Here is a 24744-nt window from a genome sequence, read left to right as displayed (position 1 = left end):
TGAACCGCCCCTCCCAACTAGAACCGATTCGCTAGAAATATTTCTGATAGACAAAAAAATAGAACCTTTCCATAGGTTCTATTTCCAGGAAAAAATGCTTTATTAGTGCGTATATGCCGCTACGTTATCTGCGCTTACCGCGTCGTGAAGAGCTGCATTCAGACCGCTAGCGATAATATTCGCGATATCTTCGATAAATTCGTCAATCTCTTTCGGCGTTACCAGCAGATCGTGCCCAACAGGGTTCAGCACTTCTTTAACAAGCTGCAGACGCTCCTCTTCATGCATGTTGTCCAGCAGCCCGAGAATCTGCCCCGTGTTGCTGGTCTGCTCGCTAAAATGCTTATGCATCATGTCAAATGCATTGTTCACTATGGTCGATGCATAAACAACTGTAGGAACGCCTATGGCGACAACTGGAACTCCCAGCGTCTCTTTGGTCAAGCCTTTCCGCTTATTGCCGATACCAGAGCCCGGATGAATACCCGTATCTGCGATTTGGATCGTTGTGTTAACCCTCTCCATGGATCTGGAAGCTAAAGCATCTATCGCGATGATCAGATCAGGATTCGATTTTTCCACGATCCCTTGTACGATATCGGAGCTTTCAATTCCTGTAGTTCCAAGCACCCCCGGCGCAACTGCACTGACAGCCCGGTACCCCGGAGTTACATCATTCGGATAAAGTTCAAAGTAATGTCTAGTTACCATTATATTCTCAACGACAAGGGGACCGAGCGCATCGGGCGTCACATTCGCATTACCCAGTCCAATAACTAATACCTTGGCATTCTTGCGTATACCGATCGTTCGCAAAAACTCCTCAAACTCCTGAGCAAATTTCGTAGCTACCCGATCCTGCAATTGACTGTCCTTCTGCCTTAGCGCGGGGACTTCAATCGTTATGTAATGGCCCTGCATTTTGCCAAGTGCCTTTGAGCCCTGTTCGTTCAATACATTGATTTTGGTAACTCGGATGCCGTTCTCCCGAGTAGAGTCTGTTTCAATTCCTGGAATGGTCTGCCCGTGGTTGGCAGCTTGGGCCATATCTCTGGCGTCGAGGGCGAGGTCGGTATGTGAAGAGTATTCGCTAAAATCCGTCATCTGATTGTTTCCCCTTTCTCATTCAAGCATCTAGCAATTATTGTGTGGAGAAGTGAAATTCATTATGCAAAAAGTTTGTCCCACGCTAAAATGTCAGGTATTGCATTTTAAATAGGAGCATGGTAGAATACTTAAAGTTGTCAGCAAACATGAAATGGTTCGTTGAACGTGTTTTGTGAAGTAGGAGGTGAATTTCATGCCAAACATTAAATCCGCTATCAAACGAGTTAAAGTTAGCGAAAAGCGCCGTCTTCGCAACGCTTCCCAGAAGTCCGCACTGCGTACTGCTGTGAAAGCTTTCGAAACAGCTGCAAGCACGAATGTAGAAACTGCTCAAGAAGCTCTGGTCAACGCTTCGAAGAAATTGGACAAAGCAGCTTCGAAAGGTTTAATCCATAAAAATGCCGCTAACCGCAAGAAGTCCCGTCTGGCTAAAAAGCTGAACGCTCTTACGGCTCAAGCGTAATCCAGAACATACAAACAAAAATCCAGCCCTCCATCGAGAGCTGGATTTTTTATTCCCCGTTTTATGCAGCTAATTGAAGCAAGAACATTTCTAGTCCCAAAACCTTATCGATGCGTCCGCTCTTCATTTGATAATCGAGATCCGCTAGTCTTGCCAATATAACACTCAGCTTATTTGCCTCATACTTCTTCGCTTGCCCTTCTGCGATTTTAACGGCATACGGATGCAAGCCGATCTGCGATGCCATTTGCTGCTGGGAGTACCCTTGTTTGCCCAGCTCTTTCACTTGAAGCATGATTCGGAACTGTCTGGCAATGAGGGCAGCAATCTTGATAGGCTCTTCTCTTTGCTTCAGCAGCTCCTCCAGAATCACAAAGGCGCGATCCAGGCGCAGGTTGACAATATCCTCGATCAAGATAAATACGTTCTGCTCAGTGCTTCGGGCAACTAACTGATCAATGACCGCCTCTGTAGCCACACCACCGCTTCCTATGTAAAGGGAGATTTTCTCAAGCTCAGCAGATAATACCTGCAGGTTCCCTCCGGTGTATAAAATCAATTGATCGGCGGCTCCAGACGCAAATGTAAAATCAAGCTTTTGGGCTTGTTTGACCACCCAGCTCTGCAACTCCTCTGAGGATAAAGAGAGGAAAGGAATAACGGCCTCCTTCTCTTTCAGTGATTTTACGACTTTCTTACGTTCATCCAGCTTCTCGGCATCGACTGTGAATATGATAACCGAGTGCTCTGCCGGAGATTTCAAGTAGTCAATCAACCGCTCTAGGTCATGCTCCACCTTACTCGTATCCCTGGCACCAGTAAAGAATATCGCGTTCGTCGCAATAATGAACTTCTTGGGTACCATAAAAGGAAGCGTCTCTGCATCTTCCAGAACTGCTGACAAACTCGTTTCACCCAGATCAAATTTACTGACCGCAAATTCCCTATGTTCCGGCTCGATCAAATGATCGGATACATGCTGAATAAACTCTCTCATTCTATATTTTTCAGGACCATAGCACAAGTACACCGGCGCCGTTCGACCTGCTTGTATGTCTTTCCACGCTTTTTTTACGTCCATTTGTCTCACCCTTCGAGCGCATTCTCTTTGTTGAACCATTGTCCATCCTGATAACCTTCAATCATCATCTTACCAACAACAAAGGGATTGCGTCAAAGTCCGAAAACTTTGACACAATCCCTTTGCCGAGCAACTGGAAGAATTTGTACCACGAAAGAGCCGTCTCTCTCCTGGCAGCAGCATCTATTTAAACACCGGCACAAAGGCTCTAGAAACCTTTGGCCGTGTGATAGAACCAGATGTCCGTTCTGATTGATGTCTCTAAGCCAGTATACGCCAAAAATAGTCAGTTGGTGCATACGGAGCCAAGAAAATTATGGAGTTAATTCTTCCTTGGCTGCTGCATCTATAACAAAAGTCTGCTCGTTTTCGCCGCTAACCACACGGTAGGTCAATTTATTATCTTGGGACCATTCAACGAGTGTAATTTGATCGGAGGACTGCCACTTATGAGATGAAGTAAAAACAGCCTTGTGAGTAGTTGCATCACGCACGACAACCTGATCGTTCTCTACAATGGCTTCATATAATCCTGACTCTGAAGTAAAAGGCACCGGAGCAGATAGCGTAAAGGAGCTGATCCCCATTGAAGGTCCAGCTTTGGCCTTAGGCGGCTGCACAGTTTCATCCGGTGTATCCTCCGGATTTGTTTGCGGGTGGGGCGAAGGCTCGCCTACAAGCGCTGGAGCTAGAGTATTCGCTCCTGGAGTAGCTGCTGGTGTCAAAGCTTGATCCTCATCTGAGGACCGTAACGTACTCGGAGCTGCAGATGGAGCTGCTTCCGGTTGACTCGATTGTCCTGGTTGATCCTGCTGTCCCGCCTCGGCAATCCCCTGAACCTTCGGTTGTGCTTGTTCGGGCTTCTTAGATGATTCAGGTGAGGTTTTCGATGATGCGCCTGCTTCCGAGCCTGTATTCGCTTCAATTCTTGGCTTTGCATCCGCATTCGGCTTCGCAGTTTGATCAATTACTGTCCAAGCACCTTCCGGCGATGCTTCAGGTGAAGCCTGTTGCACACCGCCAGCGGGTTGACCCGAATTCTGGGGCTCATGATCTTGTTCAGAAGAAGCTGATGAATCCGTGGCTGCAGCAGCAGCCGGACCGCCGGAATCGTTCTGACTTGCAGCTTTGTCGCTAGCGTCCGAGGACTTGCTCTGCGCTGAAGCTAGTGCATCATATTTGGCGGCACGCGGCTGAAGCAATTCATCGGCTTGTTGATTCACAGAGCCGGAATTCTGAAAAGCAAAGAATCCAATAACTAGCCCTGCCGCGACTACACCACCGGCAAGCTTCCACGAGAAGTACGAGCCGATACGTGATGGATTCTTACTCGAACCAGCTCGTTCAGAAACAACTCTACTAGGAGCCGTCGGTGTTGAATCGGCAATGGAAGCTTCAGCAGCCATGTGAATTTCATTCAATTGCGGCAATATGGAATCTACCAGGCTGAATGGCGGCACTACCTTAGGCAGTTGGCTTAACTCATCTGATAATAATTGAAGACGTTCAAACATTTGAGCGCATTCCAAACAATGCATCAGGTGAACATGCAGTTCCTCTTCCTCCTGTGCATCCAAATCTCCGTCCAGCTGTCTTTGCATCAGTTCCATCACCTCTTGACAATTCATCCCCGAACACCTCCTTTCTGGTAATCTTGAAGTAAATTTTGCAGCTGTGCTCTAGCTCTAAACAAATATGACTTCACCGTATTCAGCGGCAAATTTAATGATTCTGCGATTTCATGATACGAAAAGTCCTGCAAATAGCGAAGAACAACAACAGACCGGTGGTGTTCGGGAAGCTTGTCGATCGCCTCTCGAATATCTTGGGCCAAATAGCCCGACATAATTTCACGTTCAACATTGTGATCTGCTGTAAAAGTCATGTCATGCTCATCAATCGAAACCGTTGGTTTCGCCTTGCGAAATTTATCGATGCAGATATTCGTTACAATGCGCTGCACCCACGTCTTGAACAATGCTTTTTCTTCATAGGAATTAATTTTTGTATAAATGCGAATTAAAGCTTCCTGGGAAGCATCAAGAGCATCCTGTTCGTTATTAAGTATATAATAAGCGGTTCGATAGACGTGAGATTCAATTTCCCGCAATAGGGTAATGAGAGCATCACGGTCACCGGCTTGAGCTGTTCTAACCAGTTCGGGTGCTACCACTGGGATCCCTCCCTCTTGCAATCTTACAGACGGCCATATTGTCCATAAGGTTGCACCATTTAGAATAAAAAACAAGAAATAAAAAGTCACTACCAAGGATAACAAAAATACCTCTATTTGTACAAAATCCTTATATCCATCATAGTCTTCTGATCTATTAGACGCTGAAAATGACAATAAGTTTATCTTAGGTTCATGGAAATATTCAGCCCCTTCCGAGCACAAATATTTTAGGTTACTCTCCATTGTAAAGGTTTTGGTTGCACCGCATAGTACTATGTTTGTCTAGTACCCTATTGAAACATCACGTCTTATTCGTTCCATGACACTCGGTGTTCAAACATCAATTAAAGCCATTTCCGTTTATTTCATGCAAAAAAAGTAAATATTGATAATAAGTTGTCGAAAAGCAAGAGGTGAATCCAACATGTTCAAGCAACTGTTCGGCAAAAACAGGTCTCATGGCAAATCAGCTGCAATGCGGTTGATCGCCACGGCCAATCAGGAACCAAAGATACAGCAGCCTCTGGCCTCACAGCTGCAGGAGAATCTGGAAATCATTCAGACACTCCTGCATCGACCCAGCGATCTGATTATTAGACAATTCAGCTTTGCGGCAGAAGAGCTTACATGCTGTTTAGTCTGCATTGACGGACTTGTCGACTCCGCCTTTATCAATGAACAAATTCTGAAGCCGATGCTTCGTTATGGGGATCAAGCAGTCGGCTCCGTGGAACAATCCTTTTATATCCTCGAGCAATTCGTGCTTACAGCATTTGATATGGAAAAGGCCGAAACGATGGATAATTCCATACAAGCCATTCTTTCCGGGGATACCCTTGTCCTGGTCGACGGTTTGGCGCAAGCTCTCGTAATCAGCAGCAAAGGCTGGAGAACCCGTGCCATAGAAGAGCCGCAGACGGAAGCAATTATTAGAGGCCCCCGCACGGGCTTTACCGAGGATATTCGGACCAATACCGCTCTACTGCGACGCAGAATCAAAGAACCTAATCTTGTCCTGCAAAGCTATCAGTTAGGAGCAAGAGCGCGGCGCGATGTCGTTGTCGCATATAATGCCGCCATCGCCCATCCGGAGCTCGTCAAGGAGGTCGATCGACGGCTTCGGACCGTTGACATCGACGATATCGAAGGCTCCGGATATTTGGAACAATGGATTGCCGACAGCTTCTTGAGCCCGTTTCCTGTCATCCTCAATACCGAGAGGCCCGATAAAGTTTCAGGTGCGATTATGCAAGGTCGCATTGCGATCATGGTGGACGGTGATCCGTTCGCACTCATCGTACCCATTACATTCTCATCGAGCTTGCAATCGCCTGAGGATTACTATCAACATTGGCTGATTACTACATTGACCCGAATGCTGCGAATGATTGCTGCATTTATAGCTACTTTTTTACCGGCGCTCTATATTGCTCTGCTGGAATACCATCATGGTATGATTCCATCCAAGCTTGCTTTTTCCATTGCGGGCGCGCGTGAAGGCGTACCATTTCCTGCCGTTATGGAAGCTTTCATGATGGAAATCACTTTGGAGCTTCTGCGTGAGGCAGGCCTTCGACTTCCTAAACCAATCGGACAAACGATCGGTATCGTTGGCGGTCTTGTCATCGGAGAAGCAGCCGTTGCTGCAGGCATGGTCAGCCCCGTTATGGTTATCGTAGTGGCCGTTACCGCTATTTCATCGTTCGCCCTACCATCTTACGCATTTGCCATATCGCTGCGGGTCATACGCTTCGGCATCATGCTCTCGGCAGCATTCTTCGGTCTATACGGGATCATTCTCGCTTACATCATGATTAATGTTCACATTGTAAATCTGAAGAGCTTTGGTGTGCCGTATTCTACACCTTTTGCTCCTCTCTTCTTCAAAGACTGGAAAGATCTCATAGTAAGATCGCCGCTCATATTCATGAAGGACCGCCCGCAAATGATGCAAACAGAGGATTCGGTGCGATTAAACAAGGGAAACGAGTGAGAATCAATGAAGTCTTTCGAATATGGCGACAGAGAGATTGGACCTATAGAAATGGGTGTTACCGTTTCATCCATGATTATTGGTGTAGGTGTTCTCTCTCTCCCAAGAAACATAGCCAAGCTAACCCTATCCTCTGATGGATGGATTTCAATACTCATAGGCGGCATAATCTCTATGTCGGTAGCATGGGTCCTCGCCAAATTTGCAAGCATGTTTTATAAACAGGGCTTTTTCGCATTCGCCTCTGCCGCAGCGACCAAGCCGGTTGCCTATGTCGTAACGACCAGCCTTGCCTTATACTTTTTAATGTATTCCGGATATGAGGTAAGGTCCATTGCCAATATTGCCAAACAATATCTGTTCGAGCGGACGCCAGTTGAAGTAATCGCACTAACCTTCCTGCTCGTAGTTGTGTATGCTGTTTCCGGAAGCCGAGTGGGGCTTATCCGTCTGAACATTTTATTTTTGCCGTTTGTCATTTTCATTTCGCTCATTGTACTTGTTTTTAGTGCGAGCATTTTTCATTTTAAAGATTTAAAGCCCTATCTGATTTCCGATTGGACGCAAATCGCTCAAGGGATCAAAGGCTCTACGTTTTCACTGCTAGGCTTTGAGGTCGTTTTGTTTTATGTCACGCTTATGAATAACCCTAAGAAAGCCCCTCTTGCGACTGTCATCGGGGTAGCTATACCTACTTTGCTCTATATCGCCATTTATCTGATAAGTGTCGGCGTGTTTACTCATTTTGCGTTGTTTCAGGTTACATATCCAACTATTGAACTGGCGAAAGAAATGCAAATTCCAGGTGAATTCTTCGAACGCTTCGAATCCATCTTCTTTACAATTTGGATTATGGCGGTGTTTACAACGACCTTTATGGCTTATGATTGCGCCATCTACGCGATTCGTTCCATGAACGATAAGCTCAAGCACATCACTTGGGTATTCATCTTGAGCCCTGTCATTTACTTGTCCTGCATGCTCCCGCGAAACATTCAGGAATTTCAAAAAATCGGCACGCTAATAAGCTATACTGGAATAATCGTAGCGATTATCCTTCCGATTTCCATTTACATAGTTGCAAAAATTCGAGGTGTCCAGAGCGATGCTTCATAAAATTATAAGTATCGCTCTAGTCCTGCTCGGAACGACGGTGCTTACCGGATGTTGGGATCGTGTAGAAATCGACCAACGCGGATTTGTCACTGGAGTCGCCATCGATAAAAACCAAAGTAAGGATAAACACAAATATAAGGCTACCTACCAGCTCGTTTCGCCAAGCGGCCTCAAACAGGGCTCGCAAGGCGGAGGAGGCTCGACTTCTAAAGCATATTTCAATCTTTCGACGACTGAAAATTCTATGCCTGCTCTTTCCGCGCGGATGGCTTCCAAGACGAGCCGCTCCCCTTACTTTGAACATTTAAAAATCATTGTCATATCGGAAGAAATCGCTCGGACAAAAGGGTATTTCGGAGACCTTCTGGACTTCTTCCTCCGTAATAGCGAGATGCGGCGCGGCGTCCAAATTATCATTTCATCAGGTAAAGCATCTGACATTCTCAATATCCAACCAGTGAATGAAAATATGCCTGTTGAATACATTACATCCATTGTGAAAAATTTCAGGAAAACCAATTTCATGCTCCCTCAATCCCGTATCGGAGATGTTCATGAATTTTTAGTACGCAAAGAAAGCTATGCTATACAACGTATTAAACTCGAAGATTCAGGGGTCACTTTGGATGGAGCAGCTATATTTGACGGCAGCAGCAATACGTTAGTTGGCATGCTAAGCGGACAAGAAAGCCAAGGATTGAATTTTATTAAGAATGAAACCAAAGGCGGTATCCTTGAATCCAAGCTAAATGAAAGATCTATCGACTTTAACATTGAGCGTATGAACCGTTCCATCAAATTGACAAGCGGTGAAACCCAGCCTTTGACGTTTGACATTTCCATCCAAGTCGAAGGCACCTTGGACAAGTCAGTCCTCGGAATCGACCCGCTTGATGAGGAAGAACTAAAAAAATTACAAGATAACATCCAACAATTACTCGAAAGCAACTGTTATAAAACGATTACCAGACTCCAAAAAGATTTTAAAAAAAGATCCAATGGGCCTGGGGGCTTTTTTGTATGAAAATCACTATGGTCTTTGGAAAAAGATTGAAAACAACTGGGATAAAGGTGAAAATATATTCTCCAAGTCCCAGATTAACGTTCATGCCACCGTACTAATCAGGAGAATCGGCAACATCAATCAAAGTGAGAAGGAGTAAATCGTATGTGGTCAATGTTAGTTGGACGACTTCCTTCCGGTACCGTGTTGTTTTGCGCGTTCCTATCCGTGTTCATTCCTTTCACCATTCACTGGATCCATAATCAGCTTCACAAATATGGTGATCCACCGTGGAAAAGCAAAAAGTAAGGCGAAATAAAATGATGTTAACATTAAAAAAGCAGGAGGCCGTCCTCAATGCGACGTTACCTCCTGCAAGTTACTCAAGCTTAGTCCTGCTGTATAGCTGATGATTGTGAACTTCCATCTGAATTTCCCCAAGAAGATCCGTTCGAAAAAGTTGGATCTTATTCTGTTCAAGCCGGTCTACGACTGAGGGAGATGGATGTCCATAGCTATTCATCGCACCGACGGAAATCACGGCTATACGCGGTTTCCAATAATCCAACCATTCCTGTGTTGTAGACGTCTTACTGCCGTGATGCGCTACCTTTAGAACATCAACCGGACGCTGTTTGTTGTTGGCGGTCAAAGTTAAATCATTATTCAACAAGGATCGTTCAGCACCGCTCTCCATATCACCAGTAAATAACCAACGTGTACCATCCATGTCAAGTATACACACAATGGAACGCTCATTTTGATCCTCTTCAATTCTCACTTGACTACTTTTCTTCTCACTCGGATAAATGATTTGTAATGTCGTTAGCGGATCAATTCGAACAGGCGCAGTTGCCGTTGCTGCCAATAAAGGAATATGCAGCTGCTCCGCCGTTTCAAACAATTCCTTTATTCCTTTGTTTGGTTTGTAGGTGCCATTAAACAAGAAATTGCTAATAGGGATCTGTTTGGCAACCGCTTGTAATCCGCCGCTGTGGTCGGCATCTTCATGGGACAAAATGAGCAGGTCAATGTGATGCACACCCCGCTTCTTCAATAGCGGCACCAACAATTTTTTTCCCACTTCATAAGGGTCCTTGCGATCCTTCCACTCCTCTCCCTTCTTACGGAACGACAACGTGCCGCCTCCGTCGATTAAAATCTGTTTGCCGTAAGGTGTTCGAATCAAAATGCTGTCGCCTTGTCCTACATCCAGAAATTGCACCAGTCCGCTTCGAGAGAAGCGTTCAGGGAGTACCCCATATAAAGCAGGAACAAGAACATAACAGATAGTGAAATCATACCGAGAAAGAGCAGATGCCGCCTTCTGTTCGCCTGCTGATTGACAAGTATCTGGAGAGGACTCTTCGTTAGTTCGAGTAAGCGATGTGCATGCAAAGCGCAATATATGAGGACGAGAAGCCCATAATAGGCAGCGATCCAAATCATGGAGGGGGATGGCCATATGGTTTTGAATTCTCTTAGCATTTGTAAATGATCTGTGACCCAGAACAAGCACTCGTTCAACCAAGAGAGCAGCCAACCGACACAATGTCCAACCGGAATCGAGACTAGGCCGACAACGAGCGCTGTCATACCAAGCGGAAATATCACCATACTGATGATAGGAACAAGACATGCATTCGCTGCCCAAGACAAAAGTGAGAATTGATTAAAATAGTAAATGGAAACGGGAAATGAAATCAGCTGTGAAACTAACGTAATAGAAAGCATATTACGGATTGCTGCCGAACGGATCCATTCTTGACATAGCTCGCTTACCCGCTGAACACCAACAATTAAACCTACCGTTACTAAAAATGAAAGCTGAAAGCTCACGTCCAGCAAATAATAGGGATTCACAACTAGCATAACCCATGCGGAAATCGCTGCAATGTGCAGAGCGTCCTTTATAACCCCTCTTCGAATCGCATACAAAACAATCATGGACATCAGTCCGGCTCTTGTCACAGAAGGAGATGCACCGGTGAGCAGGATATACATAGGAAGCAGGGCGATGCAAACGAGCAAATAGGTCTCCTTGGTCAACCGCAGCTTCTTCATCAACCATATGCATACGCCAAGAAAAACAGCAACATGAAGCCCTGAGATGGCCAAAATATGCGTCAGCCCCAGTTCGGAAAATTGCTGGAACCGATCGGGATCGAGATCATCCTTCATGCCGATCAGCATGCTTTTCATAAAGCCGGCCTGCTTAGGCGGAAATATGGCATCAGCGCGCCGGCTGAGCGAATCTCTCAATTCATCGTTCCATCGAAGTAATGTAACGATTCCAAAGCGCTTAGGCGTCGCCGGCTCCACTCGCGCCTGATCCGCGCCCTTGGCTGTTAGCAGCCAATGAATGCGGTGAAAGCGCAGATAGCGGCGGTAATCGAAGCCGCCGAAGTTACGAGCCGGGGACGGACTGCGCAGCGTCCCCGCGAGTGTGGCGGCGTCGCCCCTGCGCCAGCGCGCCGCCACGTCCTGCTCCGCCTGCTGCATCAGGCGGAGCGAGACCTGCACGCTTTCCCCGCCCAGCGGGAAAGCGTCGCCGCTTTGGAAGCGGATCGCGTCCGCTTCCACGGTAAAGCTGGCCCTGTCGCCGTCTACGGTGACAGGGCTGCCGATTCGGCCGAGCAGCGTGACCTCGCTGCCGTCCAGCAGTTCCTGCTTCGGCTCCAGGCGAAGCAGGGCTGATACGTTGCGCTGGTCGTACCAGTGGTAGAAGCCCAAAGCGGCCCCGACCAGCAGCAGCATACAAAGCGGCTGCCTTGCCGGCAGCCGGAACATGAGCAGTGCTGCAGCAAGGCCAAGCAGCACTACACTCGCCGTGAGCGACAGCCACGGCAGCTCGATATACATGGCTAATACATAGCCAGTTATCCACAGACAACATCCTAGGACAACTGGGCGCTTCATAGGATGACTCCTGATACCGCAACGGGGGTCACCTCATTTTGTACGCTGCTCCTATCTCCCTTACTCCTTAAACTACCTTGGTTGCTCTCGGAGTGTACCTTGAATTCGATCGGTCTATCATGTATGAACAACCCGCCATCACCGTTCCTTTGCTTCTCACTAAATTCCCGCTGCTACTCCGTAACCTACGAACCCACCATCTTTCATTATCAAGTCTGATTTCCATAGCAAGCTTGATCCTTGCGCAAGCCGAGTACGTTCGACTCCCTTTTCACGAAGTTGTTTTTCTTCCTATTCAATAAAAAAACCTCTTACCGCATCAATACTGGATTGATGATGATAAGAGGTGCTTCCTCGATTAGTTCACTACTTCGGTTATAGTTCCTTGCGGAGGCTCATACGCATCCATTCTACGGAACAGAATGCCCCTAGCCTCCATCAAGCTGCTTACCTTCTCACTGTCCTTCGGGTAACCCCTGTGGAACACAATCTCCGTAATGCCGCTGTTCGCGAGCATATTGGCGCAGGTCCAGCACGGCTGATCGGTCACATAGACCGTCGAGCCCTCCCGGTCCTCCCTGTCCGTAAACAAAAGAAGGTTCTGCTCAGCATGAATGGTGCGGATGCAGCGCTGCTTACGAATCACTTCTTCTTTTTCTTCAATCATCTTCAGCTCAATCTCTTCAACCAGCATACAGCCAGCCTCACTGCAGTCGGGCAGCCCCATCGGCGCACCGTTGTAGGCCGTGCCGAGCAGCTTTTTACCTTGAACCAGAACCGCGCCGACATGCCTTCGGCCGCATTGGGATCGGGTTGATGCCATATAAGCGATGTCCATGAAATAAGTATCCCAATCCTTACGCTTGCTCATGCTTTGATCCTATCTCCTTTTATACCTGGCTTGCTTGAATCGCTTGTTCCAGGTCATAAATAATGTCATCAATGCCTTCAGTACCAATGGATAACCGGATCATGCCCGGTGAAACACCTGCCGACAGCTGCTCATCTTCAGCTAACTGCTGATGGGTTGTACTTGCAGGGTGAATGATCAGAGATTTGGAATCACCTACATTCGCAAGATGGGATAGCAGCTTAACGGCATTGATTAGCTTTCGACCAGCCTCAAGACCGCCTTTAATACCAAAGGTTAAAATAGCACCCTGCCCTTTAGGCAGATACTTTTGTGCCAATTCGTAGGAAGGATGGCTCTTGAGCCCGGCATAGCTGACCCACTCAATCGCTTCATGCTTCTCCAGATACTCGGCTACTTGCAGCGCGTTGGAACTGTGACGCTCCATACGCAGATGCAGTGTTTCAAGTCCTTGCAGCAGCATAAAGGAGTTGAATGGCGAAATCGATGCTCCCATATCGCGAAGAAGCTGTACACGAGCTTTAATAATATAAGCGATTGGCCCTACAGCAGCTGTATATACAACTCCATGGTAGCTTGGATCCGGCTCGGTTAAGCCAGGGAATTTGCCGCTTGCCTGCCAATCAAACTTGCCCCCGTCCACGATGACTCCACCGATTGATGTGCCGTGCCCGCCAATAAACTTTGTCGCGGAATGAACGACAATATCAGCCCCATGCTCAATCGGACGAAGAAGAAACGGACTTGGGAATGTGTTGTCTACGATCAGCGGTACTCCATGTTCATGAGCGATTGCGGCAACAGCTTCGATATCAAGCACATCCCCTTTAGGATTGCCAATTGTCTCTGCATAAACTGCTTTAGTCTTCTCTGTAATAGCTGCGCGAAAATTTTCAGGATTGCTCGGATCCACGAATTTCACTTGAATGCCAAGCTTCGGTAATGTCGTAGAGAACAAATTGTACGTACCGCCATACAAGCTTGCTGCAGAAACGATCTCATCTCCAGCTCCGGCGATATTCAGGATGGAGTATGTAATCGCTGCTTGACCTGAAGCCGTAGCCAGTGCGGCAGGCGCACCTTCAAGAGCGGCAATTCTTTTTTCAAATACATCCGTAGTAGGATTCATCAATCTTGTATAGATATTGCCGAATTCCTTCAGTGCAAATAGGTTTGCCGCATGATCCGTATCGCGAAAGCCATAGGAGGTTGTCTGGTACAAAGGAACAGCCCTCGACATTGTAGTGGGATCGATCTCTTGTCCTGCATGCACAGCTAGTGTTTCAATAGAAAGTTGACGCTCATTCGACATTGATTTCATTCCTCTCGAAGGTAATCTTTCCCTCTTATTCTCTCATACTATCAGAAAATTTGAAAGATTCACTACGGCTCGGCAACCATAACGAGCGGCTTCAGCTTTTGCAGCATTTTCTCCCCAATTCCTTTGACATCTGTCAGCTGCTCCACGCGAGCATAACGTCCTATTTTTGAGCGATACTCGATGATTGCCTTCGCTTTGCTTGCTCCAATGCCCGGAAGAGCGTCCAATTGCTCTATCGTTGCTGTATTTAAATCCAAAAGGGACGCGTTTGTGCTTGCTTTAGAAGCGTTCGATGGAGCGGTAGTATCAATTGGATTGGTTGGATTGGCTGGGTTTATAGTATCGGATGGATAGGATGGATTGGATGCGTCGCCAAATTGAGAGGTATTCTGCTGCATGGACGATTCTCCCGAACTGACCCCCTTGGATTCTACCCTATCCTTAGACGCTTGGTCCATATCCATGAATTCAGTTGTATCTTTAGACGATTGGCTACTCTTAGTAGGTTCCGGCGCTCCGTTTGTTTCTATTTGACTTGGATCCAGCAGCATTTGCATTTGTTCGTTGACTGGTATAAACGGCATTTGGAATTGTGAACGGCCACCGCTCACAAACTGCCAGAGCGCAATACCAAATAGTCCGATAGAGATTACAAGCAGCATGAGCAGAATTCCTCTTTTCCCAAAAAAAGCCACAAATTCTCTCCTTTCTCAGCATGATTCATTCCAGGAAAGCATATAGATGAAAAAACATGATATTGCCATTCATAGCTACAGCCCAGTTCTATCCAGTCTCCATTCTAACGGGATTGGAAATCAGGGTGACTGAACTTTTTCCGGGAGGGATTTCTAGATGAAGGCAGGATTCATCGGTACTGGGAGTATGGGAAGTATTCTAATTGAAGCATTTATTCATTCCGGCGCATTTAATCCAGAGCAGATTGTTGCTAGTAATCGTACGATGAGTAAAGTGAGTTGGCTTGCTGAGACATACTCAGGACTGCAGGCCGTCCATTCTAATAGAGAAGTCGTGCAGCAAAGTGATGTGATTTTTCTATGCATTAAGCCTGGAGAGTACAAAAAGGTCATTGATGAGATTAAAGAGGACGTGCTGCCTTCTCAATACGTGGTATCCATCACTAGTCCGGTTCTTATCAAGCATCTGGAAGGATTACTGCCGGCTAAAATCAGTAAAGTCATACCAAGTATCACGAACTACGTGTTAAGCGGGGCTACTTTATGCATTCATGGTAATCGCATGCAGCCTGAGGATAAAGAATGGATTGAAAACTTACTCGCTCATGTTAGCTCGCCCATAAGGGTTTCTGAAAGCTACACGCGTATATCCTCCGATATATCGAGCTGCGGTCCTGCTTTTCTGGCTAATTTCATACAATCGTTTATCGATGCTGCGGTGGAAGTGACGGGAATTTCACGTGAAGAAGCAACCATGCTTGCCAGCGAGATGACACTAGGTACCGGTAAACTGCTGACAACTGGAGGATTTGACCCTATTACCCTACAAAAACGCGTACGCGTTCCTGGAGGCGTTACAGCAGAAGGCTTACGAATTATGGAGCGAGATTTATCGGGGATGTTTGAGAGATTGATACGGGCTACACACGGAAAATTCGAAGAAGATCTCGAGAAGGCTGAGCTGCTCTTCACCTTAAAGCAGTAAGCCTCCCCGATGCTGCGATCTTACTTCCTTCTTCAATTACCAATCAAAGCTCGTTAAAACGATTAACCAACCACAATATTAACGAGCTTGCCTTTGACTACAATTACCTTGCGAACGGCCTTTCCGGCGGTCGCTTCTTTAACTTTATCCAAATTCTGCGCCAGCTCTTGCATAGCTGCTTCGTCCGTATCTTTGGAAATTTTCACGCGATCTACAATTTTACCGTTCACTTGTACGACGATCTCCACTTCGTTGTCAACCGTCCAAGCTTCCTCGTACTCAGGCCATGGTACATAGCTGATGGATTCGGTACCGCCCAGCTTCTCCCACAGCTCTTCCGACAAGTGAGGCGCAATCGGAGACAGCATTTGGACAAAATGCTTCATCGCTTCGAGCGGCAAGCGTTCTGTTTTGTAAGCTTCATTGACAAAAATCATCAATTGGCTGATCGCCGTATTGAACCGTAGACCTTCGTAGTCTTCGGTTATTTTTTTGATGGTGCGGTGCCATGTGCGTTTGAAGGTATCGCTGCCCAGCGTCTCTTCGGCGCTAATTTTCGGATGAACGCTTCCGTTCTCATCGACGAATAATCTCCATACACGGTTCAAGAAACGGAAATTTCCTTCTACCCCTGTTGTATTCCAAGGCTTCGTCGCTTCCAGAGGACCCATGAACATTTCGTACATCCGCAGTGTATCAGCACCGAATTCACGAACGATATCATCCGGGTTCACCACGTTACCGCGGGATTTACTCATTTTCTCCATATTCTCGCCCAGAATCATGCCCTGGTTAACCAGCTTGTGGAAAGGCTCCTTCGTGCTTACAACGCCAAGATCGTACAGCACTTTGTGCCAGAAGCGCGCATAGAGCAAGTGAAGTACGGCATGCTCCGCGCCGCCGATATACAGATCTACAGGCAGCCACTGCTGTTGTTTATCTTGGGAGCACAGCTCCTTATCATTACGTGGATCTATGAAACGCAGGTAGTACCAGCAGCTTCCCGCCCATTGCGGCATCGTGTTCGTTTCACGACGTGCTTTCATTCCTGTTTCCGGATCCACCGTGTTCACCCAATCAGCGACGTTAGCCAGCGGTGACTCTCCTGTACCGGATGGCTTGATTTCATCCACCTGCGGCAGCAGAAGCGGAAGCTGATCCTCAGGCACCGGTTTCATCGTGCCATCTTCCAAATGAAGAATCGGAATCGGTTCTCCCCAATATCGCTGGCGGCTGAACAGCCAGTCTCTCAAGCGGTATGTGACTTTTCCGCGGCCTTTGCCTTGCTTCTCCAGCCATTCGATCATTGTGCTGATCGCTTTTTCGTTATTCAATCCATTCAGGAACTCCGAGTTCACATGAGGTCCGTCACCGGCATAAGCTTCGTTGTCAACGTCTCCGCCTTCCACGACTTGAATGATCGGCAGATCAAATTGCTTGGCAAATTCCCAGTCGCGCTGGTCGTGCCCCGGAACCGCCATAATTGCGCCTGTACCGTAACCTCCAAGCACATAGTCGGCAATCCAGATCGGAGCCTTCGCGCCGTTCACAGGATTAATCGCATACGCACCGGTAAATACTCCTGTTTTATCCTTCGCAAGGTCCGTACGCTCCAGATCGCTTTTACGGGCTGCTTTTTCTTGATATTCCTTGATAGCCGCCTCTTGCTCAGGTGTAGTAATGCTCGCTACGAGCTCATGCTCAGGAGCAAGTACACAATACGTAGCACCGAACAAGGTATCGGGACGAGTCGTAAAGACGGTCAAGCTGCTATCGTGACCATCAATCGCGAACTGCACTTCTGCGCCCTTGGATTTTCCGATCCAGTTACGCTGCATATCCTTAATGCTCTCCGACCAATCGAGCTCTTCCAGGTCTTCGAGCAGACGTTCCGCATATTCCGTGATCTTCAAGATCCATTGGCGCATCGGCTTGCGAATAACTGGATGTCCGCCGCGTTCGCTCACACCGTCGATGACCTCTTCATTTGCCAAGACTGTGCCAAGTGCTGGACACCAGTTAACAGGTACTTCGTCCACGTAGGCAAGACCTTTTTTGTACAATTGGATAAAGATCCATTGGGTCCACTTGTAATATTCAGGATCTGTTGTGCTGACTTCACGGTCCCAATCATACGAAAAACCAAGAGATTTAATCTGGCGCTTAAAAGTTTCGATGTTCTTTTGAGTAAATTCGCGCGGGTCGTTCCCCGTGTCCAGAGCGTACTGCTCAGCCGGCAGTCCGAATGCGTCCCAGCCCATAGGGTGAAGCACGTTATAGCCTCTCATCCGCTTAAAACGGGATACAATGTCCGTCGCTGTATAGCCTTCCGGATGTCCGACATGAAGTCCTGCTCCGGACGGATAAGGGAACATATCTAGTGCATAAAATTTCGGCTTATCCGAGTTTTCCAACACCTTGAACGTTTTCTTCTCATCCCAATACCGCTGCCATTTCGGCTCGATGACCAACGGGTTATACCCTACTTGCTCTCTTGCTTCTTTCACTTCCTGTGACATACTTCTGCATCCTCCCTGTGTCTGCATGCTTTGCAGACCTCACTCTGTGAAACGCTAAAAAACCCCTCATCGCTAGCGGACAACGCTAGGGACGAGAGGTCAGATTCCCGTGGTACCACCCTAGTTAACACCAGACGTACTTCGTCTGTGTTCACTCAAACCCTTAACGCGGGCGAAACGATCCAGTTACCTCCGCATACGGTTGGACCCATCCAACACGTCAGCGAATGTTCACCTTCTTGCTCGGAGGCGAGTTCACGCGTTCTGCACCTTCCGGCTTCCACCTCATTCACCGGTTCTCTGGGAGATGCTGATTCCAGGCTACTATTCCTCGTCAAAGCAATGTTATGATTCTAATTAGGTATGATTATATGTAAAATTATGCAGTGCTGTCAAGTACGCTTCCTGCTATTTCATCGCTGCGAAAAAGGCTCGCTCCGTACGACTTCCCGGGGTCTGCCAAGTGAAGTCAGAGCCCATCTCCACCTTGCTAAAGCCCACTTCGAGCAATTGTTCCTTCAGCCAGTGTAACGAGTAAGCACGCTGCACGTGAATTTCGTCAATGCGGCGGAAGCGATCTGAAGCATCCCTTTCTTGAACAAAGATCGTCAGATCGTGCTCGATTTGCATTCTTTCTTCATCCAGCTCACTTGTCCAAATGTAGGAGACGTCATCTTCGTTTAGGAAGAAGGGCTGTGAATCCGCGTATGCCTTCAATTGCTCGGGTGTATGTACATCAAACAGAAACAGACCGCCTGCCTTCAAGCCCTGATAGGTCATTTTAAAAGCCTGGATGATATCTTCTTCCTCCAGAAGATAGTTGAAGCAATCGCAAAAAGAAAGAGCCGCGTCAGCTGGCTCAGGCAGCTCCCACTCTCTAAGATCCTGCTGCACCCATATAAGTCCGCCTTTGCGGGACACACCGGTAAGCTGCTCCGCCTTTTGCTGTGCAACAGAAAGCATATCATCAGAGAGATCGATGCCCGTGACCTGAAAGCCTTCGTTTGCCAGCGGAATGGCGATACTGCCCGTCCCGCAGCCAAGATCGACAACGGTTTCAGGCTTGAGTCCGAATTTATCCCAACTGTTGCGCGCAAACCGCAGCCACTCCCCATATGGCATCTCTTCCATTAGCCTGTCATACGTATAGGCAAATCCTTCGTAGCTCATGCTAGTCCTGCGTCTCCTCTTGCTTCAAATACGTCCAGTTCTCCTTCTGATAGACGAGTCCTTCTTTCATCAGCTTACCAAGCGCCCGTTTGAAAGCGGATTTGCTGATTCCAAAGCGCTGCAGAATCGTATCTGCAGGAGTTTGGTCGGAGTAAGGCATAGCGCCTCCCTGACGTTCCTTCAATACGGCAAGAATACGTTCAGCATCCTCGTCGCGTCCCTTCTCCTTGGGAAGCCTCATCGATAAATTCACGCGTCCGTCCTCTTCGCGAACAAAGACGACCCGAGCCTCGATCTCCTCGCCGACCCTCAGCAGCCTTGTCCGCTCTGGCGTTGCGATCATGCCGATGACACCATAACCTAAAACTCCGGCATCGCAGATGACGAATGTACCCATTTGCAAGGGCTTGTATACTCGTGCTCTGACGTACTGATTCTTCCAGGTCGAAGGAGCTCTTACACAAAGGGGAGCCAAATCTTCCTCGGTAGCCAGCTTGGCAATCAACCGTCCCTGACGGTCATGAGCCAGCGTAGCATATACTTTGTCCCCTACCTCCGGGCGAAGTGTTTCCAGCTCCGGGACATTACGATAAGGGAGGAGCAGATTGCGTCCGAGCCCCATTTCCAAAAAATACCCGAATCTGGGATGAATATCGACCACTTCAAGTAAGGCCACTTCGCCAAGCAGCAGCTGAGGTCGTTTCATCGTAGCCATCAACCGATCCTGCGTATCGTGAAACAAGAACACTTCCACACGGTCTCCTGGCTTAATCTGGCGATTGGATTCTGCATAAGGCAGCAGCACATCTTGTTGGCCGTCCGTCAGAAAAAATCCGTTAGGCGGAACCTCTCTGGCAACCTCAAGGTTGACCAGCGTCCCAGCATTCATGTTCATACCCGCTCCACAACCTTAGCATCCGACCATAGTCTCTCAATGTTATAATACTCGCGGTCATCGCGGTGGAATACGTGAAGGACAACATCTCCCAGATCCAGCAGCACCCATCTTGCGGTATCGACCCCTTCGTATCCGCGGATACGGACACCGTGCTCTTGCGCTTTTTTCTTGCTTCCGTTGCGATTGCCTGAACTTGTGTTTCCGAGTTACCGTGACAGATGACGAAATAATCGGCAACAAGAGAAATTCCCTGCAAATTCAGTGTCACCAGATTCATTGCTTTTTTATCTTCTGCGGCTTCTACCACAAGTGTCATAACGGCTTCCGGGGTTAGACTCATTCCATCATCCTCCTGTTAATTATCTGATACTTGCATAAGCAAATCATTGCGCGTTAATACCGTTAATGGATAAATCCGTTTTCCTTTCGAAAGCAAAAAGCCGATCGTGGAATCGAACCCGGCAATTAATGCTTTCTCAAGACTATGTTCAGCGATTTCACGAATATTATGCACACCTGGAAAATCCCGTCCCGGCTCCATATAGTCAGCAAGACAGACCACTTTATCAAGGAGCGTCATGCTTTCCCTGCCCGAGGTGTGGTACCGGATGGCATCAAGAATTTCTTCATCGTGAATATCAAACTCTTTTTGAGCGATAAAGGCGCCGGCATGCGAATGCCATAGCTCTTTATCATAGTCCAGCAGATCCTGCGGAAGTCCATTTTCCTTGATAATATTAGCTTGCTCCTGAATAGGCCAATACTTGCAATAATCATGCAGAATAGCCGCTAAATCCGCCTTCACTGGGTCAGCACAATAGCGCTCGGCCAGTCGGACCGACGTTTCCATCACGCCAAGCGTGTGGAGCCATCTCTTTTCAGGCATCTGCTCTTTGACCTTCTCCATGATTTGTTCACGGCTACGATTCATACAATCCGTTCGCCTCCATGTATTGATGCACGGCTTCTGGCACGAGGTAGCGCACAGAGCCTCCGGCTTTTCTCTCTTCGCGAATCATTGTGGATGAGATGTCCACAAGAGGCATCGTAACCAGCGTTACTCGTGCGCGGATATGTTCAGGCAATGCGTCCAGGTTGAGCTGGTAACCGGGTCTGCCTAATCCGATGAAACGGATTTGTTTGACGATATCATCAATGCGGAACCACTTGGGTAAATACTCCACCATATCCGCTCCGATAATATAGGCAAATTCAACACCTGGATACTGCTCGCAAAGCAGTTCAATCGTATCAATACTATAAGATACGCCACCCTTGTTTATTTCAACATCAATCGGACGAAACAAAGGGTTCCCTTCCGCTGCCCTGCATACCATCTCCCAACGCTGCCCGGTCGTTGCTTTCGGCGCATTCGGCTTATGCGGCGGCACATTAGCCGGCATCAGCCAAACCTCATCCAGTCCTGCTCCCACCCTCGCCCGTTCCGCGGCAATCAGATGCCCTGTGTGAATCGGGTCGAAGGTGCCTCCCATGATTCCGACCAGCATGCTCCCACCTCTTAATTTGGCAACTCTATTTTCTTCTGGTCGCGTGATTCCTTGTATAGAACAACGATCTTACCGATGACTTGCACAAGCTCCGCTCCCGATTTTTGCGATAATTCTTCGCCGACTTCATTGCGGTCTTCACCGCTGTTATTAAGGACGGTAACCTTAATTAATTCTCTAACTTCCAAGGCTTCTTCAATATGACGGATCAGGTGATCGTTTACGCCGCCTTTACCTACTTGAAAGATCGGATCGATGTGATGCGCCATAGAACGTAAATATCTCTTTTGTTTGCCAGTTAACATGTTGTGTCCCTCTATTCTTATTCAGCTAATGACTGCTCTACAACCTGTCTCATTGCAGAGACGGGGGCAGTCACGCCAGTCCAATATTCAAACGCGTAAGCGCCTTGATAAATAAACATGCCGAGTCCCCCATGAATACGGGCACCGTTCTTCTCCGCTTCCTGCAGGAAACGCGTGATACGCGGATTGTAGATCAAATCGCTGCAGAGATGACGAGATGAGATCCACTCAACAGGCATCGGCACGTCGCCGACATGCGGGTGCATTCCTGATGAAGTGGTGTTGACGATGATGTCAGCCTCGCTGACTGCATCGCGCAATTCGTTTAGGCCCATCCCCCTTGTGCTTGTGTAAGCTCCAATGGCCTCTGCTAGGTCAATTGCTTTTTCTTTCGTCCGATTGGCGATACAGATTTCCGCAGGGGCCTCTTTCGCTAAAGCGTAAGCCACACCTCTTGCGGCTCCTCCTGCGCCAAGCAGAACGATTCGTTTGCCGCGGATGTCTATGCCTGTTTCTTCTTTTAAAGAACGCACATAGCCGATTCCGTCCGTATTATAGCCGATCAGCTTACCGTTCTCATTGACGATCGTGTTCACAGCACCGATGACGCGCGCTCCTTCATCGATTTCGTCCAAATACTGCATAACTTCAACCTTATGCGGGATCGTCACGTTGACTCCGCGAAATCCGAGCGCGCGAATCCCCCGTACGGCATCCCCCAGAGCAGGCGGCTCAACATGAAAAGCAGCGTAGGCATGATTAAGCCCCGCTACTTGAAACGCCTGATTCAGCATGACCGGCGAACGTGAATGCCTTACTGGATCCCCAAAAACACCAAATAATATGGTATGACTGTCTAAAGCCCGGTTCTTCTCCATGATATCCCCCTCATAAGCTGCTTAGATGAGCGATTCACGCGAAATGACCTTAATTCCCTTAGGCGCGTGAACGGCCAATTCTGCCCCCGCCTCACTATTAACCTTGATCCAGCCTAATCCGGAGATGAGCACATCCATCCTTTTTCCTCTCGGAATGCGGATGGCATGCTTAACCAGCTTAGGAAGCTCGTCCACATCGCTTTTGCTTGGCGGCGCCAGCATGTCTCCTTTATGATTCTCATACAGCTCGTCGGCTTTTTCCAACTTGGTCCGATGAATCTGTATCGCATTGGAGATATAGCACGTGAAGGACTGGTGCTCGCCTTTCACAAAATCAAACCGCGCGAGTGCCCCAAAGAAAAGCGTTTGACTTTCATTCAGTTGGAAAACAACCGGCTTGATCGGCCGATCCGGCATGACTTTGGATAGGTCTCTCTTCGTAACAACCTCGGTCATCCGATGCGGGTATACGATACCCGGTGTATCAATAATAAACTTCCCGTCATCCAGCGGGATTTTGACCAAATCCAGTGTAGTTCCCGGATACTGCGAGGTCGTAAGCTCAGCGTCCAAGTCGCTGTAATCACTAATCAAGCGGTTGATCAGCGTCGATTTGCCCACATTCGTAGCTCCGACTACGTAGATATCACGGTTGCCTCTGTGCTGCTGAACCGCTTCGATCACACGGTCAAAGCCGATGTTCTTCTTTGCGCTGCAAAGTACGATTTCTACGACTCGAAGACTGTGCTCCTTGGCTTGCCGCTGCACCCAGTTTACGATCTTGTTCGGATTCGTTACCTTCGGCAGTAAATCTACTTTATTCACGACCAGCACAATAGGGTTATTGCCGACAAATCGGGATAAACCGCTGATCATGCTTCCTTCAAAGTCGAAAAGATCCACAATATTCACGACAAGCGCATTCTTTTGTCCAATTGTGCCTAAAAGCTTTAAAAAGTCGTCCTGGTGTAGCGTCATACTGGAAGCTTCATTATAATGTTTAATTCGGTAGCAGCGCTGACATATGACAGGGTCTTTTTGAAGCGCCCCCTCGGGGGTATATCCCAGCTTGCTGGAATCTTCAAATTGCAGACCAACGCCGCAGCCTGCGCAGTACATCTTGTCTTGTTGACTCATGAATCCTCCTACGATTCTTTCTTCATCATAGATAAAGCTAGCTTCTCAATCCGGCGGTTAATTTTTGTGAAAAAGCCTTCATCCGTAACCGAAATAGGCTTGACCAGAATGGTATACAACCCCATCCGATTGCCGCCGAGCACATCCGTTAGCATCTGGTCGCCGATCACAGCGGTCTGTCTAGCGCTCGTCCCGAGCAGCTTCATGGCCTTATGGAACGAAGCATTGGTTGGCTTCTTAGCCCGATAAATAAATGGAATTCCGATCGGTTCGGCAAATTTCGACACGCGGCCTCGGTGGTTATTTGAAACAATGACCACTTTTAACCCTTTCTGCTGAACTTTTTTCAACCATTCCAGCAGCTCAGGAGTCGCATGCGGGTCTTTGGCTCCGACAAGCGTATTATCTAAATCTGTTATAATGCCCCGGACTCCGAAGCTCCAGAGGTTCTCGATATCAATATCATAAATCGTGTGCACGGATTGTCTAGGCACAAGCTTATTGAGCAAACCAATTACCTCCAAAATGTTCCTTAAGCATATAGGAGCAACTATACCATAGTGCCCCGTTTGTTGCAAAAAGAATAGTAGACGAAATGC

22 protein-coding genes and 2 pseudogenes are annotated in these 24744 nt (G+C 47.8%); 5 read left to right on the top strand and 19 right to left on the bottom strand.

Annotated features, from left to right (window positions below; translation table 11 throughout):
* Positions 1-102 precede the first annotated feature (102 nt).
* On the bottom strand, positions 103-1104 hold the full coding sequence (gpr, locus tag L0M14_RS07845) for a GPR endopeptidase (protein WP_235121614.1): 1002 nt from the start codon (positions 1102-1104) through the stop codon (positions 103-105).
* A 196-nt stretch (positions 1105-1300) separates the two neighbouring features.
* On the opposite strand from gpr, the gene rpsT reads away from it, so the two are divergent.
* Positions 1301-1570: a 30S ribosomal protein S20 gene (rpsT, locus tag L0M14_RS07840; protein ID WP_235121613.1), complete on the top strand. Its 270-nt coding sequence runs from the start codon at positions 1301-1303 to the stop codon at positions 1568-1570.
* Positions 1571-1631: 61 nt separating this feature from the next.
* Here the strand turns inward: rpsT and holA are convergent, their stop codons facing one another.
* From holA to L0M14_RS07825, 3 genes are all read right to left on the bottom strand, one after another.
* A complete protein-coding gene (gene holA / locus L0M14_RS07835) occupies positions 1632-2651 on the bottom strand; it encodes a DNA polymerase III subunit delta (protein ID WP_235121612.1) in 1020 nt (339 codons plus the stop codon).
* 314 nt (positions 2652-2965) lie between these two features.
* Entirely contained in the window at positions 2966-4279 is a 1314-nt protein-coding gene (locus L0M14_RS07830; protein ID WP_235121611.1) for a zf-HC2 domain-containing protein, read from the bottom strand.
* Positions 4276-4824: an RNA polymerase sigma factor gene (locus tag L0M14_RS07825; RefSeq protein ID WP_235121610.1), complete on the bottom strand. Its 549-nt coding sequence runs from the start codon at positions 4822-4824 to the stop codon at positions 4276-4278. Before L0M14_RS07825 ends, L0M14_RS07830 begins: the two co-directional genes overlap by 4 nt.
* A 427-nt stretch (positions 4825-5251) precedes the next feature.
* Here L0M14_RS07825 and L0M14_RS07820 point away from each other — a divergent pair, with 427 nt between their 5' ends.
* The 3 genes and pseudogenes from L0M14_RS07820 to L0M14_RS07810 all read left to right on the top strand — a co-directional run bounded on the left by L0M14_RS07820 (position 5252) and on the right by L0M14_RS07810 (position 9099).
* Positions 5252-6820 (top strand): spore germination protein, encoded by a 1569-nt coding sequence (locus tag L0M14_RS07820; RefSeq protein ID WP_235121609.1) that lies wholly within the window; start codon positions 5252-5254, stop codon positions 6818-6820.
* A 6-nt stretch (positions 6821-6826) separates the two neighbouring features.
* Positions 6827-7936, top strand: a complete 1110-nt coding sequence (locus L0M14_RS07815; RefSeq protein WP_235121608.1) for a GerAB/ArcD/ProY family transporter — start codon at positions 6827-6829, stop codon at positions 7934-7936.
* Positions 7926-9099 (top strand): annotated as a pseudogene (locus L0M14_RS07810) (Ger(x)C family spore germination protein). Before L0M14_RS07815 ends, L0M14_RS07810 begins: the two are co-directional and overlap by 11 nt.
* A gap of 219 nt (positions 9100-9318) precedes the next feature.
* Here the strand turns inward: L0M14_RS07810 and L0M14_RS07800 are convergent.
* The 5 genes from L0M14_RS07800 to L0M14_RS07780 all read right to left on the bottom strand — a co-directional run bounded on the left by L0M14_RS07800 (position 9319) and on the right by L0M14_RS07780 (position 14745).
* Positions 9319-10128 (bottom strand): ComEC/Rec2 family competence protein, encoded by an 810-nt coding sequence (locus L0M14_RS07800; RefSeq protein WP_235121605.1) that lies wholly within the window; start codon positions 10126-10128, stop codon positions 9319-9321.
* Positions 10129-10145: 17 nt separating this feature from the next.
* Positions 10146-11858, bottom strand: a complete 1713-nt coding sequence (locus L0M14_RS07795; protein ID WP_235121604.1) for a ComEC/Rec2 family competence protein — start codon at positions 11856-11858, stop codon at positions 10146-10148.
* 358 nt (positions 11859-12216) lie between these two features.
* Positions 12217-12729 carry a deoxycytidylate deaminase gene (locus L0M14_RS07790; RefSeq protein ID WP_235121603.1) on the bottom strand — a complete coding sequence of 171 codons (513 nt, stop codon included), beginning with the start codon at positions 12727-12729 and terminating at the stop codon, positions 12217-12219.
* Between the two features lie 19 nt (positions 12730-12748).
* Complete coding sequence (locus L0M14_RS07785; protein WP_235121602.1) at positions 12749-14041, bottom strand: homocysteine synthase; 1293 nt, start codon at positions 14039-14041, stop codon at positions 12749-12751.
* A 71-nt stretch (positions 14042-14112) separates the two neighbouring features.
* Positions 14113-14745 carry a ComEA family DNA-binding protein gene (locus L0M14_RS07780; RefSeq protein WP_235121601.1) on the bottom strand — a complete coding sequence of 211 codons (633 nt, stop codon included), beginning with the start codon at positions 14743-14745 and terminating at the stop codon, positions 14113-14115.
* Between the two features lie 157 nt (positions 14746-14902).
* On the opposite strand from L0M14_RS07780, the gene comER reads away from it, so the two are divergent.
* Positions 14903-15730, top strand: a complete 828-nt coding sequence (comER, locus tag L0M14_RS07775; RefSeq protein ID WP_235121600.1) for a late competence protein ComER — start codon at positions 14903-14905, stop codon at positions 15728-15730.
* A gap of 62 nt (positions 15731-15792) precedes the next feature.
* Here the strand turns inward: comER and leuS are convergent, their stop codons facing one another.
* The 10 genes and pseudogenes from leuS to L0M14_RS07725 form a co-directional block, all read right to left on the bottom strand.
* Positions 15793-18249, bottom strand: coding sequence for a leucine--tRNA ligase (gene leuS, locus L0M14_RS07770; protein ID WP_235121599.1), 2457 nt, complete (start codon positions 18247-18249; stop codon positions 15793-15795).
* Positions 18250-18657: 408 nt separating this feature from the next.
* Complete coding sequence (locus tag L0M14_RS07765; RefSeq protein WP_235121598.1) at positions 18658-19419, bottom strand: class I SAM-dependent DNA methyltransferase; 762 nt, start codon at positions 19417-19419, stop codon at positions 18658-18660.
* 1 nt (position 19420) lies between these two features.
* Positions 19421-20314, bottom strand: a complete 894-nt coding sequence (locus tag L0M14_RS07760) for a CvfB family protein (protein ID WP_235121597.1) — start codon at positions 20312-20314, stop codon at positions 19421-19423.
* Positions 20311-20657 (bottom strand): annotated as a pseudogene (gene rsfS / locus L0M14_RS07755) (ribosome silencing factor). Before rsfS ends, L0M14_RS07760 begins: the two are co-directional and overlap by 4 nt.
* A gap of 15 nt (positions 20658-20672) precedes the next feature.
* Positions 20673-21248, bottom strand: a complete 576-nt coding sequence (gene yqeK / locus L0M14_RS07750) for a bis(5'-nucleosyl)-tetraphosphatase (symmetrical) YqeK (protein ID WP_235121596.1) — start codon at positions 21246-21248, stop codon at positions 20673-20675.
* The gene (locus L0M14_RS07745; protein ID WP_235121595.1) at positions 21238-21825 is read right to left on the bottom strand and encodes a nicotinate-nucleotide adenylyltransferase; all 588 of its coding nucleotides are present in this window, start codon (positions 21823-21825) and stop codon (positions 21238-21240) included. Before L0M14_RS07745 ends, yqeK begins: the two co-directional genes overlap by 11 nt.
* A gap of 11 nt (positions 21826-21836) precedes the next feature.
* Positions 21837-22130: a ribosome assembly RNA-binding protein YhbY gene (gene yhbY / locus L0M14_RS07740; RefSeq protein ID WP_235121594.1), complete on the bottom strand. Its 294-nt coding sequence runs from the start codon at positions 22128-22130 to the stop codon at positions 21837-21839.
* A gap of 17 nt (positions 22131-22147) precedes the next feature.
* Positions 22148-23008 carry a shikimate dehydrogenase gene (gene aroE, locus L0M14_RS07735; RefSeq protein ID WP_235121593.1) on the bottom strand — a complete coding sequence of 287 codons (861 nt, stop codon included), beginning with the start codon at positions 23006-23008 and terminating at the stop codon, positions 22148-22150.
* 21 nt (positions 23009-23029) lie between these two features.
* Positions 23030-24145 (bottom strand): ribosome biogenesis GTPase YqeH, encoded by a 1116-nt coding sequence (yqeH, locus tag L0M14_RS07730; protein ID WP_235121592.1) that lies wholly within the window; start codon positions 24143-24145, stop codon positions 23030-23032.
* Positions 24146-24153: 8 nt separating this feature from the next.
* On the bottom strand, positions 24154-24654 hold the full coding sequence (locus tag L0M14_RS07725) for a YqeG family HAD IIIA-type phosphatase (protein WP_235121591.1): 501 nt from the start codon (positions 24652-24654) through the stop codon (positions 24154-24156).
* Between the last annotated feature and the right edge of the window lie 90 nt (positions 24655-24744).

This window comes from Paenibacillus hexagrammi, from assembly GCF_021513275.1.
GTDB lineage: Bacteria > Bacillota > Bacilli > Paenibacillales > NBRC-103111 > Paenibacillus_E > Paenibacillus_E hexagrammi.
The sequence above is the reverse complement of the archived record's forward strand: the minus strand, read 5'-3'. Positions and strand labels throughout refer to the sequence as shown.

Bases quoted from the DNA above. Each gene is read 5' to 3' on its own strand.
- leuS (WP_235121599.1), bottom strand. From the start codon at position 18,249: ATGTCACAGGAAGTGAAAGAAGCAAGAGAGCAAGTAGGGTATAACCCG.
- L0M14_RS07820 (WP_235121609.1), top strand. From the start codon at position 5,252: ATGTTCAAGCAACTGTTCGGCAAAAACAGGTCTCATGGCAAATCAGCT.
- L0M14_RS07765 (WP_235121598.1), bottom strand. From the start codon at position 19,419: ATGAGCTACGAAGGATTTGCCTATACGTATGACAGGCTAATGGAAGAG.
- yqeH (WP_235121592.1), bottom strand. From the start codon at position 24,145: ATGAGTCAACAAGACAAGATGTACTGCGCAGGCTGCGGCGTTGGTCTG.
- L0M14_RS07785 (WP_235121602.1), bottom strand. From the start codon at position 14,041: ATGTCGAATGAGCGTCAACTTTCTATTGAAACACTAGCTGTGCATGCA.
- gpr (WP_235121614.1), bottom strand. From the start codon at position 1,104: ATGACGGATTTTAGCGAATACTCTTCACATACCGACCTCGCCCTCGAC.
- comER (WP_235121600.1), top strand. From the start codon at position 14,903: ATGAAGGCAGGATTCATCGGTACTGGGAGTATGGGAAGTATTCTAATT.
- L0M14_RS07760 (WP_235121597.1), bottom strand. From the start codon at position 20,314: ATGAACATGAATGCTGGGACGCTGGTCAACCTTGAGGTTGCCAGAGAG.
- yqeK (WP_235121596.1), bottom strand. From the start codon at position 21,248: ATGAATCGTAGCCGTGAACAAATCATGGAGAAGGTCAAAGAGCAGATG.
- L0M14_RS07790 (WP_235121603.1), bottom strand. From the start codon at position 12,729: ATGAGCAAGCGTAAGGATTGGGATACTTATTTCATGGACATCGCTTAT.
- yhbY (WP_235121594.1), bottom strand. From the start codon at position 22,130: ATGTTAACTGGCAAACAAAAGAGATATTTACGTTCTATGGCGCATCAC.
- L0M14_RS07795 (WP_235121604.1), bottom strand. From the start codon at position 11,858: ATGAAGCGCCCAGTTGTCCTAGGATGTTGTCTGTGGATAACTGGCTAT.
- L0M14_RS07815 (WP_235121608.1), top strand. From the start codon at position 6,827: ATGAAGTCTTTCGAATATGGCGACAGAGAGATTGGACCTATAGAAATG.
- holA (WP_235121612.1), bottom strand. From the start codon at position 2,651: ATGGACGTAAAAAAAGCGTGGAAAGACATACAAGCAGGTCGAACGGCG.
- aroE (WP_235121593.1), bottom strand. From the start codon at position 23,008: ATGGAGAAGAACCGGGCTTTAGACAGTCATACCATATTATTTGGTGTT.
- rpsT (WP_235121613.1), top strand. From the start codon at position 1,301: ATGCCAAACATTAAATCCGCTATCAAACGAGTTAAAGTTAGCGAAAAG.
- L0M14_RS07830 (WP_235121611.1), bottom strand. From the start codon at position 4,279: ATGAATTGTCAAGAGGTGATGGAACTGATGCAAAGACAGCTGGACGGA.
- L0M14_RS07745 (WP_235121595.1), bottom strand. From the start codon at position 21,825: ATGCTGGTCGGAATCATGGGAGGCACCTTCGACCCGATTCACACAGGG.